Origin of the sequence: Allopusillimonas ginsengisoli (assembly GCF_004153455.1) — a bacterium.
Classification (GTDB): domain Bacteria; phylum Pseudomonadota; class Gammaproteobacteria; order Burkholderiales; family Burkholderiaceae_B; genus Allopusillimonas; species Allopusillimonas ginsengisoli.
This window is the reverse complement of record NZ_SDQE01000010.1, coordinates 160,699-171,828: the sequence shown is the minus strand read 5'-3', so window position 1 is coordinate 171,828 and position 11,130 is coordinate 160,699. Positions and strand designations below refer to the sequence as shown.

Sequence of the window (11,130 nt, the reverse complement as noted above, 5' to 3'; positions counted from 1 at the left end):
CTTCCACCGCAATTTCGTCAAAGGGGTTCATGGACATTTTGACATTGGCGATGTCCACGCCGCTTTGGTCGGATTTCACGCGTACTTTGACGTTGTAGTCTACGACGCGCTTGACGGGTACTAGAATCTTCATCTGTTGTTGTCCTCCCGTATGGGGTAAACGTTTTCAAGTGTCAGGTTGGGAATAAAAGGAACCGTAATCCTCTTCGTACTTATTGAAGTTCCCGCAACATATTCCGCGCAATAACCAGTTGCTGGACTTGCGTGGTTCCTTCGTAGATGCGGAACAAACGAACATCTCGGTAAAAGCGTTCAATTCCGTACTCGCTCATGTATCCCGCGCCACCAAAAATCTGTACGGCGCGGTCGGCAACCCTGCCGCACATTTCCGATGCGAACAATTTCGCGCACGATGCTTCGGTGCTGACCGGCAACCCGTCATCTCGGCGTCGCGCGGCGTCGATCACCATACTGCGGGCGGCGTAGATCTCCGACTTGCTGTCGGCCAGCATGGCCTGAACAAGTTGAAACTCGCCAATGGCCTGACCGAATTGGCGCCGCTCCGAGGCATAACGCAAGGCGTCGTCCAGCATGCGCTCGGCAACTGCCACACAAATGGATGCAATATGAATGCGGCCCTTGTCCAGCACCTTCATCGCGGTCTTGAAACCTCGCCCCTCTACGCCACCGATCAAGTTCTTGGCGGGAACCCGGCAGTTCTCAAAGATGACGTCGCAAGTATGTGCGCCCCGTTGCCCCATCTTCTTGTCGCGCTTGCCCAATGTAATGCCCGGGGTATCCGTTTCGACGATGAAGGCAGAGATGCCCGAGGCGCCTTTCTTGGCGGGGTCTGTTCTCGCCATCAAAGTAAAAATGCCCGCTTGTGGCGCATTGGTGATGAATCGTTTTGTGCCGTTGACGAAATAATGGTCGCCATCTCGGATCGCCGTGGTCTTCAGGGAAGCAGCGTCGGAGCCGGCGCCCGGTTCGGTCAGCGCAAATGAGGCGATCACTTCACCTGTTGCCATGCGTGGAAGATACTCTTCTTTCTGCTGCTCGGTGCCGTCGAACAGGATGCCTTGCGAGCCTATTCCCACAGTGGTTCCCAGCAGCGATCTGAAGGCTGGCGACGCGCGCCCAAGCTCCAGCATGGACAGTACTTCTTCTTCCATGGTCAGTTGGAGGCCGCCGTACTCCTCGGGAATGGTCAAGCCGAAGAGCCCCATCGTTTTCATGTCCTGAACGATATCGGCAGGAATCTCATCGGTTTCCGAGACGATCTCTTCATTGGGTATCAGCCGTTCCCGCACAAAGCGGGAGATGTTGCTAAGAAGAATATTTAGGGTTTCTTGGTCTCGGATCATGACGGCAGCCAGAATTGCTAATGGCCAATACTGCCGTCGGCGCTTGTCGCCCGTCAATATTGAAATTTTCATTGTTCCGTACATTGGAATTGCTATAAAGGCCAGTACGGACTGGGCAAGCAGAGCAGTATCCAAATGGTAGGGGTCAATCGTAATTCCAATGTACGGAACTATTTCGTTTGGATCATTGACCGATTCCATTCCTATGGCAAATCATGCGTCCAACATTATTCGGAACGATTTGATCTGATGGCCACACATCTCAAACCTGAACGATTGTTGTCGAGGCAGTTTCCAGCGATCGAACACAGCTACACGCGGCGAGATACGGCGCTGTATGCGCTCGGGCTGGGCTTGGGGGCCGATCCTGTCGACCAGAGACAACTGCGGTATGTCTATGAAGGGATCGACGGGCAGTCACTGAGCGCGATGCCGACCATGGCGAATGTTCTGGCATATCCAGGGTTCTGGGCTCGCGATCCCGACACCGGCATAGACTGGAAGCGCCTGGTTCATGCCGAGCAGGAAATCATATTGCATGCACCACTACCTGCTTGTGGCTCGGTCGTTGGCCAGAATCGGGTATCCGGTCTGTGGGATAGGGGCGAAAAAAAGGGAGCGTTGCTGCAACAGGAGCGGAAAATCCGGGATGCCGGGAACAACAGCTTACTGGCTACGGTTACCCAATTGAGCCTGCTGCGTGGCGATGGCAATTTTGGGCCAGGTGGCAGCGAGGGCGCGCCGCCCGTCGCTCATCCTATCCCCGAGCGTGCGCCTGATGCGGTGTGCGATCTGCCAACCTTGTCGCAAGCTGCGCTGGTCTATCGCCTTAGTGGGGATCTGAATCCGCTACATGCTGATCCGCAGGTTGCAAGCGCAGCAGGGTTTGATCGGCCCATTCTGCATGGCATGGCCACCATGGGGATCGCGGCGCACGCAGTGATCAGGCAGTTGCTGGACTATGACGCAGCACGTATCACAAGAATGCGCGTTCGGTTCACGGCTGTGGTGTACCCGGGCGACACGTTGCGCACCGAAATCTGGAAGGATGGCAATCATATTTCGCTTCGAACCATCGCGCTCGAACGGCAGGCCGTTGTTCTCAATAATTGTCATATCGAACTCAGCCCATACTGACATACGGAAAAAATCATGAATCTAGGACTGGAAGGAAAAGTAGCGATTGTCACCGGATCGGCGCGCGGCCTCGGCGCGGCGACCGCCCGTCGGTTGGCGCGAGAAGGCGCAAGCGTGGTGATCACAGACATTGTCGAAGACTCGGCACAGGCGGTCGCAGCGTCGTTGCGGGACGAAGGCTTGAGTGCTCACTGCGTAGTGGGTGATATCACGCAGGCGCAGGATGTCCAGCGGTTGGTCGACGAAACGGCGAGCACATTCGGTAGTGTTCATATTCTTGTGAATAACGCCGGCTTTCCACGTGACAAGTATCTGGTCAAGATGTCCGAGGACGATTGGGACCAGGTCATGAGCGTCATGCTTAAAGGGGCGTTTCTTGCTACACGCGCGGTAATGCCAGGAATGATAAAGCAGGGTTGGGGACGCATCATCAACATTAGTTCACGTGCCCATTTCGGCAACCCCACGCAGACAAACTATTCGGCCGCTAAGGCAGGATTGATTGGTATGGCCAAGGCGTTGTCCCTTGAGGAAGGCCGTTACGGCATCACCGCCAATTGCGTTGCGCCTGGTTTCATGGATACTGAAATGGTGCAGGCGCTGCCCACCTACGAAACCATCAAGGAGCGCGCCATTCAATCGCAACCCGTCAAGCGGGCTGGGCATCCGGATGATGTAGCCAATGCTGTGGCGTTCCTCGCCAGCGAATGTGCCGCGTTCATTAGCGGTGAAGTACTGCATGTGACTGGCGGCCGTTACGGCTGATCCGGACAGGCCCAGATAACTAAGTATTACCTGATCATATAAAGGCGGTGTGAGCCGCCAAGGAAGTTCTGATGAAGCGAGCCGCTATAGTTTCCCCCTTGAGAACGCCGGTAGGCAAGTTTGGGGGTGGGTTGAAGAGTATACCTGTCGAGGAACTGGGGGCCATCGTCGCGCGAGCGGTGGTTGAGCATGCGCGGCTGGATCCCGGACGCATTGACGACGTCATATTCGCGCAGAGCTACATGAATGGCGAAACGCCTTGCACAGGCCGATGGGTGGCACTGCAGGCTGGCTTTCCGATAGAAGTGCCCGGTATGCAGCTTGACCGACGCTGTGGCGGCGGACTGCAGGCCGTGGCCACTGCTGCAATGATGGTGCAGACAGGCGCCGCCGATGTTGTCATGGTTGGCGGGGTCGAAAGCATGAGCAATGTTGAGTACTACACCACCGGAATGCGGTGGGGTACGCGCGCTGGGTCGGCAAATCTGTATGACCGGCTGGACAGGGGCAGGGAGCGTTCGCAGCCGACGTCCCGGTTTGGCCACATCAGCGGCATGATCGAAACAGCGGAAAATCTGGCGCGAGACTACGGCATCACCCGCGAGGCATCGGATGCGTTTGCAGTGCGCAGCCATTTGCGGGCTGCTCAGGCTTGGGAAGGCGGTGTGTTCTCTGAAGAGGTCGTGGCCGTCGAGGTGCCCCAGCGTCGAGGAGTTCCCGTTGTTGTGGACCGGGACGAGGGCGTACGCGCAGACGCCACTGTTGAGGGTTTTGCAGGCTTCAAGTCAATCATGCGGGATGGAGTAGTGACTGCGGCGAACGCGTGTCAGCAAAACGACGCCGCGTCAGCGTGCCTGGTCGTTGCCGAAGACAAGTTGCATGAGCTTGGGCTGGAGCCCTCTGCGTGGTTGGTCGGATGGGCGGCAGCGGGGTGCGAACCGTCGCACATGGGGATAGGCCCGGTGCCGGCTGTCCAGAAGCTGCTGGCCCGTACAGGAATGAAGTTCGACCAGATGGATCTGATCGAACTCAATGAAGCGTTTGCATGTCAGGCGCTTGCGTGTGTCAAGGGCTGGGGCAGCTCAATGGATGAGTTGGAAGACCGCCTCAATGTCCATGGTTCTGGAATATCGCTTGGGCATCCAGTGGGCGCAACGGGCGTTCGCATCATGACGACACTACTGCACGAGCTCAAACGTCGCGAAGCGCGCTATGGGCTCGAAACCATGTGCATCGGCGGGGGGCAGGGAATCGCTGCGATCTTCGAGCGACCCTGAGACCCGACCGAAGCGTTCTGCCGTAGTAGCCTATTCGATTAAAGCAATTCAAGGAGACAAACATGATTCAGCGCAATAAGCATTACCTTCTCGCACTTTCAATCCTGGCAGCCTGTTCGTTAGTTAGTACGTCTGCAATGGCGCAGGAAAAAATAAAACTCGGACTATCGTTGCCGCTTTCAGGGGCCGGCGCACCCTGGGGAATCGGCGCCGACTGGCTTTGCAAAAAGGCGGCTGCCGAGATTGCGGAAGCCGGGGGGGTGAAGGTCAAGGATAAAACCTATAACTTCGAATGCGTCAGCTACGACAATAAATACAACGCTGCCGATGGCGCCAAAGTTGCCCAAGCGTTGGTCAGCAAGGATGGGATCAAGTTCATTGCCGGCAGCATCGGGACCGCACCCGTTCGCGCGTTGCAATCGCTGACCGAACGTAGAGGTGTGCTGCTGTTTACGAGCGCCTGGGGCGCGAGCATCAAAGGGCCAAAGTTCCCGCTGACGTTTACGCAGATGAGCACGACCAATGAAATTTCCGGCCCAATGACGAAGTACGTGGCCGGCAAGTACCCTATCAAAACCGTTGCGCTGCTCAATCCCAACGATGCAACGGGACAAGAGGCGGAAAAAATCGCGCGACAAGCGTGGGAAGACGCAGGAGTGAAAGTCGTGTCCAGCGATTGGTACGAGCGCGGCAACAGCGAGTTCCAGCCCGTCGCGGCTAAGGTCAGCGCGCTCAAGCCTGATGCGGTCGACCTGTGTTCGACCCCGCCGGCTGATTCGGGGTTGGTATTCAAGGAACTGGCTGGCATGGGGTGGGATGGCGTAAAGGTCGTGGAAGTGGGCACAGGAGCTGATGGCCTGCTTGCCACTGGCGGCAAATCCGTGGAAGGTGTCTATTTGGGCGCTGCGATCAGTATGGAAGGGCCCAATTCAAACGACCACCAGCGTGCTTTGGATGCAGGTGTACGCAAGGCCACAGGCGACTCCATCAACGCCGTGCAGATAGGCACCTATGACGCAGTTTATGCGCTCAAGGCAGGAATGGAGAAAGCTCAAAGTATTGATCCCAAGGACGTTGCCAAGGCGCTGCCAACGGTACGGTTCCAATCGTTCTATGGTGAATCCGGCTTTGGCGGTGAGAAAGTGTACGGCTCTCCCCAGCAGATGTTGCTGCCCGTGATTGTCACTCAGTTGAGGGATGGAAAGCTGATTGAAATTACCCGTCTTTCCGCTGAAAGTCAGCCTTAGTTAACCGGCAATTAAGTGCTTCGTGACAGAAGGTCATATGCATAATCTACTTCAACTTTCGTTGACCGCGCTTCAGATTGGCGCGGTGTACATCTTGTTCTCTTTAGGGCTGACCCTGATTTTCGGCGTGCTGCGTATCGTCAATTTTGCGCACGGGCAGTTTTTCACCCTGTCGGCATTGATCACTTCTGTCGCTGTGCCATGGCTGGCCGCGTATGGTCTTCCCGTATGGGCAGCCTATACGATTGCTTGCCTTGTTGGCGTCACACTCACCTCAGTGTTTGGCGCCATCGTGTACGAGCTGGGGTTCAAACGTGTTGAGCGAGACATGATTGGATCGTTCATTCTGTCGGTCGGCCTGGTTCTTGTGATTGAAGGCGTGCTGCTCAAGATGTTTGGGGGCGGCGTTCGGCCCGTCCCGCCGCTGGTGGAAGGGAATATTGATTTTCTGGGTGTCAGCATGGCCAGCCAGCGGCTCGTGTTGTGCGTAGTGGCGGTCGGCCTGACCATACTCTTCACCCGTGCTTTAGGTTCCACCCGGTTTGGCAAGGCGCTGCGCGCGGTATCGATTGATCATCAAGCGGCCATGTTGCAAGGCATCCCCTACCGCAGGATTGCGTTTCTCGGTTTTCTGGCCGCGACAGCGGTCGGCGCCGTGGCGGGGTCGTTGATTGCGCCGGTTTCCGCTGTGACGCCAACATTGGGCGATTCATATCTGGTCAAGGGGTTCATCGCAGTCGTCATCGGGGGCATGGGCAGTGTCCCGGGGGCGATTCTGGGGAGTCTGTTCATCGCCTTTGTTGAAAGCTTTGCTGGCTTCTACTTTGATCCTTCGGTGGCGAATCTGGCCATCTTCATTCTGGTAATGGCATTCTTGTTGGTACGACCCAAAGGACTACTTGGCTATGACTGACCGATTCATGCGTAATGGGCTACTCAGCCTCCTGGTTGTCGTATTGGCCAGTACATTCTTTACTTCAGGTTATGCGGGTAATTTATTGATCTGGGTTGCCATCGCCGCGGCACTGGCGAGCAGCTTGCGATTTGTCCTGCTTATCGGCGAGCTGAATTTTTCGGTCGCCGCCTTTTTTGGCCTGGGGGCGTATACCGCGGGAGTCATGACGACAATCTGGGAATTGCCGTTTTGGCTCGCGTTGCTTGCCAGTGGTGCCATGGCGCTGGTTGTAAGCATCGTTTTTGGCTACATTACGCTTCGCGTCAAAGGGCCCTATTTTCTGCTGATCGGCTTCGCCTTCACGGAAGCCATGCGCATTCTCTATACCCGTTCCGATTGGCTTGGGGGAAACTCCGGCATGGTCGGAATTTTTCCGCCCGAGATCTTGTACGAAAGGTTTCCCGCTTTTGTTGTCCTGATGGCGGGTTTGATGGTTTTTGTTCTGGCATGGATAGAGCGATCGTACCTGGGGCGCATCTTTAACGCGATTCGCGACAACGACAATGTCGTACGGTCGGTGGGTATACCAGTGCATCTGATCAAGGTGCTCTGCTTCAGCATTGCGTCGTTCATGACAGGTGTTGCCGGTGCGTTGCAGGCTTTCTCCAACAACGTGATTAGCCCGCTTGATTTTGGCTTTCTGTTGTCGACCTTCGCGCTGGCCTACTTGAAAGTGGGCGGCGAGGGCCATCCTGGCGGCCCAGTTCTAGGCGCTGTTGTGCTCGTCCTGCTGGCAAGCGTTGCTCAGGGATTTGGCGGAGCAGAGCATATTTTTTACGGTGCTGCGATCCTCATTAGCGTGCTGTTCATACCCGACGGTTTGATGGGGTTGGTTTCGAGGCTCCGCACAGGCCGCGGAAAGGCCGCCGCCATGTCTGCCGGAGAAACACGATGACGAAAATAGAAGCCAACACGCCGCTCGTGGCAAAGCACTTGTCCAAACAGTTCGGTGGATTGCTGGCGGTTGCGGACATGAGCATGGAGATCCGGGATAGGGAGATCGTCGGTCTGATCGGGCCGAACGGCGCCGGCAAGAGTACGACCTTCAATCTTCTCAGCGGGTTCCTGCCGCCGACCGGAGGGCGGCTGTTTATAGACGGCAAAGACGTTACTGGTCGGCAGCCCGAATCCATCAGCCGTCTCGGCTTGGTGCGAACCTTTCAGCATGGAAGCCTGATGCGCAGCATGACCGTGGAAGACAATATCCTGATCGGTGCGATCGGCGGCATGCCTGGCGCCACTCAAACGAGCAGGAGGCTGCGCGTTCAGGAAATGGCCGAGCTTGTAGGATTGCAGCAAGTGCTGCAAGAGACAGCGGGTAACCTGCCTCATGGCATGCAGCGGCTGGTCAGTATCGCTATCGCCTTCGCTTCACATCCCCGCCTCTTATGTCTGGATGAGCCGCTTACCGGTCTGAATCAGACTGAAGTCGCTTCAGTACTCGCCATGTTCAGGCACATCCGTGACAACTATGGGTCGTCCATTCTGTTGGTCGAGCACAATATGAAAGCTGTCATGCAGACCTGCGATCGTCTTTATGTGCTTCATCACGGCAAGCTTCTGGCAACTGGAACCCCCGCCGAAATAAGCAAGAATCAGCAGGTTCTGTCGGCTTACCTGGGAAACGCAAATGTCCACTGACACTGCAACGCTTGAGATCGTTGACCTGTATGCATCATACGGCGCCGTACCCGCTCTGCACGGTGTGAATATCCGAGTCATGCGGGGACAGGTTGTGACCCTTATCGGTGCAAACGGTGCCGGCAAGTCCACTGTCTTGAAATGTGTTAGCGGATTGCTTCCCGCTCTGCGCGATTCGGTACGCCTGTTCGGCAAGCCGGTGGGTGGGTTGCCCCCTAATGAGTTGGTGGCGCAGGGCCTTGCTTTGGTGCCCGAGGGCCGTCGGCTGTTCGGCGCGATGTCGGTGCGCGAGAACCTGGAGATGGGTGCCTATCTGTGTGAGGGAAAATCCGTTATTGAGGAAGGTGTCGCGTATTGCCTGACCTTGTTTCCAGATCTGAAAGCCAAACTGGATGTGCCGGCTGGCTCGCTCAGCGGCGGTCAGCAGCAGATGGTCGCGGTGGCCCGGGCGCTGATGGCTAAGCCCAGAATACTGCTGCTGGATGAACCAACCATCGGGCTGGCGCCTGCTGTGGTCGATCAGATCGCCAATGTCGTTCGGGAAGTCTGTAAAAATGGGGTGGACGTCTTATTGGTGGAGCAGAATGCAGAGATCGCACTGGGTGTTGCCGACATAGCTTATGTGCTTGAGAGTGGCGCCGTCGTGGCGCACGCGCCGGCGAAGGAGCTCGCAAGCAATGATGAGGTACGCAAGGCATATATGGGCCTGTGATCCGCAGGCCGAAGCAGAATATAAACTTCAAGGTATAACAGATGAATGCGATTGCAAACACATGGGAACCCAATCCCGATGATTGGCAGGAATCCGGCGTTGCACGCCTGATGAAATCGCTGGGCGTACAGCGCTACGATGAACTGCTCGCAATATCGACACAGGAATGCGAGCGCTACTGGAAAGTCGTGCTGCAGGAATGCGAGATCGTATGGGACGAGGCGCCTCACGGGTACCTTGACGATAGTCGCGGCAAGGAGTTTCCGCGTTGGTTTCCCGGGGGGAAGCTGAACTGGGTGAATACGGTGCTGGCCTGGGGGGAACGCCCCGAAACCAGGGATCAGCGTGCTGTGGTAGCCGAACGCGAAGATGGTCACGTAACGACGGTCAGCTACGCGGAATTGTCGGCTCAGGTGCGCAAGCTGGCCTCATCACTGAACGCTTTGGGGATAGTCCGGGGCGATCGTGTAGGCTTGCTGATTGAAAATGGGCTGGAAGCTACCGTCTCGCTGCTCGCAATCGCCGCCATGGGCGCGATCGCAGTGCCGCTGTTCAGCGGCTTTGGCGTAGATGCCATCGTGGCACGCTTATCCGCGGCGCAGGCCGGTTGGACGATTGCCTCGACAGGGTTCAGTCGCCGCAACAAGCGCATCAACGTCCAGGCGACATTACGCGAAGCATGGGAACAGTTGCCAGCGCTCAAGCATGTTATCTGGAAGTGCGAAGAAGGCGAAACACTGACCGATCCGCGAGATCGCGACTGGAACCAGGTGATGGCGTCCGGGCCTGCTCAGCCCATGGTTCCTGTCTCTATGGATCCGAATGATCCATTCATGGTTATTTATACGTCGGGAACCACCGGCAAACCCAAAGGCGTTGTGCATACGCACGGCAGCTTTCCCTTGAAGATAGCGCATGATTCCCTTGTGCATTTCGACGTTCATCGCGGAGACGTATTCTGCTGGCCGGCGGATATGGGCTGGATCGCAGGTACGCTGGTCTTGAGTAGCGCACTGCTGCGGGGCGCTACCTTGGTATGTTACGACGGTGCACCCGATTATCCAGACTGGTCGCGTATGTCAAGCTTGATCGAGCGGCACAGGGTTACGCATTATGGGTCCGCGCCAACGTTGATCCGGGGGCTTGCAAGCAATGAAGCTTTGGCGCTTAAGGGAGATGTTTCAACGGTGCGTCTGCTCATTACTGCAGGAGAGGGCATAGATCCCGAGCATTTTGCATGGTTTCAGCGCACATTTGGGCGCGGCACTCAACCCGTGATCAACTACACCGGTGGAACGGAAGTTTCGGGCGCACTACTGTCCAGCGTCGTGATGCGCGCCATTCCTCCCGGTGGATTCAACACGCCTTCGCCAGGCGTGGCCATCGACGTGGTGGATCCGCAGGGCAAGCCCATTACTGGGCTGGTCGGTGAACTCGCCGTGCGTGAACCCTTCGTCGGGATGACGAGCTCCTTCTGGCAGGACGACGAGCGCTATCTAGAAAGCTATTGGCGCACTATACCTGGTATCTGGATGCACGGCGATCTTGCCTTGCGTCGCCGTGACGGCAATTTCTTCATGATGGGCCGATCTGACGACACGCTAAAGGTGGCGGGAAAGCGCCTTGGTCCGGCAGAGGTTGAAGAGGTTATTCTTGAATTGCCCGAGATTGTCGAAGCCGCTGCCATTGGCGTTGACGATGCTCAAAAAGGGCAGAAACTGGTGGTGTTTGTGGTCGGTGTATCAGACCTGACACAAAGCGCAACGGACTTAGCCGACCACGTGATGCAACACGTAGACAAGCGTCTGGGGCGACCCTTTCGCCCCAGTGCGGTGCATATGGTGTCGCAGTTGCCCAAGACGCGCAGCTCCAAAATCATGCGGCGCGTTATTCGTAGTGCATACTGTGGTCTGCCGCCTGGTGATCTGTCGTCACTGGATAACCCGTCCTCTATCAAAGAAATTCGATCAGTGGGCGGCCAGACTTGAACTAAAGCATGTTCGACGACCGTGCTCTGCGCAGACACGTCGGC

At 56.6% G+C, this 11,130-nt stretch carries 10 protein-coding genes and 1 pseudogene; 9 read left to right on the top strand and 2 right to left on the bottom strand.

Annotated features, from left to right (window positions below; translation table 11 throughout):
* Both ERE07_RS16545 and ERE07_RS16540 read right to left on the bottom strand, forming a co-directional pair.
* Window positions 1-133: pseudogene (locus ERE07_RS16545) on the bottom strand (electron transfer flavoprotein subunit beta/FixA family protein); the annotation flags it as partial.
* A gap of 79 nt (window positions 134-212) precedes the next feature.
* Window positions 213-1,364 (bottom strand): acyl-CoA dehydrogenase family protein, encoded by a 1,152-nt coding sequence (locus ERE07_RS16540; RefSeq protein ID WP_130010142.1) that lies wholly within the window; start codon window positions 1,362-1,364, stop codon window positions 213-215.
* 249 nt (window positions 1,365-1,613) lie between these two features.
* Here ERE07_RS16540 and ERE07_RS16535 point away from each other — a divergent pair, with 249 nt between their 5' ends.
* The 9 genes from ERE07_RS16535 to ERE07_RS16495 all read left to right on the top strand — a co-directional run bounded on the left by ERE07_RS16535 (window position 1,614) and on the right by ERE07_RS16495 (window position 11,086).
* On the top strand, window positions 1,614-2,501 hold the full coding sequence (locus tag ERE07_RS16535) for a MaoC/PaaZ C-terminal domain-containing protein (protein ID WP_167670950.1): 888 nt from the start codon (window positions 1,614-1,616) through the stop codon (window positions 2,499-2,501).
* A 15-nt stretch (window positions 2,502-2,516) separates the two neighbouring features.
* On the top strand, window positions 2,517-3,266 hold the full coding sequence (locus ERE07_RS16530; protein WP_130010140.1) for an SDR family NAD(P)-dependent oxidoreductase: 750 nt from the start codon (window positions 2,517-2,519) through the stop codon (window positions 3,264-3,266).
* Window positions 3,267-3,337: 71 nt separating this feature from the next.
* Window positions 3,338-4,543 carry an acetyl-CoA C-acetyltransferase gene (locus ERE07_RS16525; protein ID WP_130010139.1) on the top strand — a complete coding sequence of 402 codons (1,206 nt, stop codon included), beginning with the start codon at window positions 3,338-3,340 and terminating at the stop codon, window positions 4,541-4,543.
* Between the two features lie 62 nt (window positions 4,544-4,605).
* Entirely contained in the window at window positions 4,606-5,790 is a 1,185-nt protein-coding gene (locus ERE07_RS16520; RefSeq protein WP_130010138.1) for an ABC transporter substrate-binding protein, read from the top strand.
* A 37-nt stretch (window positions 5,791-5,827) separates the two neighbouring features.
* Complete coding sequence (locus ERE07_RS16515) at window positions 5,828-6,703, top strand: branched-chain amino acid ABC transporter permease (RefSeq protein WP_130010137.1); 876 nt, start codon at window positions 5,828-5,830, stop codon at window positions 6,701-6,703.
* Window positions 6,696-7,640, top strand: coding sequence for a branched-chain amino acid ABC transporter permease (locus tag ERE07_RS16510; RefSeq protein WP_130010136.1), 945 nt, complete (start codon window positions 6,696-6,698; stop codon window positions 7,638-7,640). The genes ERE07_RS16515 and ERE07_RS16510 overlap by 8 nt, the downstream gene beginning before the upstream one ends.
* The gene (locus ERE07_RS16505) at window positions 7,637-8,386 is read left to right on the top strand and encodes an ABC transporter ATP-binding protein (RefSeq protein ID WP_130010135.1); all 750 of its coding nucleotides are present in this window, start codon (window positions 7,637-7,639) and stop codon (window positions 8,384-8,386) included. Before ERE07_RS16510 ends, ERE07_RS16505 begins: the two co-directional genes overlap by 4 nt.
* Window positions 8,376-9,098: an ABC transporter ATP-binding protein gene (locus ERE07_RS16500; protein WP_130010134.1), complete on the top strand. Its 723-nt coding sequence runs from the start codon at window positions 8,376-8,378 to the stop codon at window positions 9,096-9,098. Before ERE07_RS16505 ends, ERE07_RS16500 begins: the two co-directional genes overlap by 11 nt.
* A gap of 41 nt (window positions 9,099-9,139) precedes the next feature.
* Complete coding sequence (locus ERE07_RS16495) at window positions 9,140-11,086, top strand: AMP-binding protein (RefSeq protein WP_130010133.1); 1,947 nt, start codon at window positions 9,140-9,142, stop codon at window positions 11,084-11,086.
* Window positions 11,087-11,130: the final 44 nt, after the last annotated feature.

What these genes read in the sequence shown, in the direction of transcription:
- ERE07_RS16540 (WP_130010142.1), bottom strand. Translation starts at nt 1,364, where the DNA reads ATGATCCGAGACCAAGAAACCCTAAATATTCTTCTTAGCAACATCTCC.
- ERE07_RS16535 (WP_167670950.1), top strand. Translation starts at nt 1,614, where the DNA reads ATGGCCACACATCTCAAACCTGAACGATTGTTGTCGAGGCAGTTTCCA.
- ERE07_RS16530 (WP_130010140.1), top strand. Translation starts at nt 2,517, where the DNA reads ATGAATCTAGGACTGGAAGGAAAAGTAGCGATTGTCACCGGATCGGCG.
- ERE07_RS16525 (WP_130010139.1), top strand. Translation starts at nt 3,338, where the DNA reads ATGAAGCGAGCCGCTATAGTTTCCCCCTTGAGAACGCCGGTAGGCAAG.
- ERE07_RS16520 (WP_130010138.1), top strand. Translation starts at nt 4,606, where the DNA reads ATGATTCAGCGCAATAAGCATTACCTTCTCGCACTTTCAATCCTGGCA.
- ERE07_RS16515 (WP_130010137.1), top strand. Translation starts at nt 5,828, where the DNA reads ATGCATAATCTACTTCAACTTTCGTTGACCGCGCTTCAGATTGGCGCG.
- ERE07_RS16510 (WP_130010136.1), top strand. Translation starts at nt 6,696, where the DNA reads ATGACTGACCGATTCATGCGTAATGGGCTACTCAGCCTCCTGGTTGTC.
- ERE07_RS16505 (WP_130010135.1), top strand. Translation starts at nt 7,637, where the DNA reads ATGACGAAAATAGAAGCCAACACGCCGCTCGTGGCAAAGCACTTGTCC.
- ERE07_RS16500 (WP_130010134.1), top strand. Translation starts at nt 8,376, where the DNA reads ATGTCCACTGACACTGCAACGCTTGAGATCGTTGACCTGTATGCATCA.
- ERE07_RS16495 (WP_130010133.1), top strand. Translation starts at nt 9,140, where the DNA reads ATGAATGCGATTGCAAACACATGGGAACCCAATCCCGATGATTGGCAG.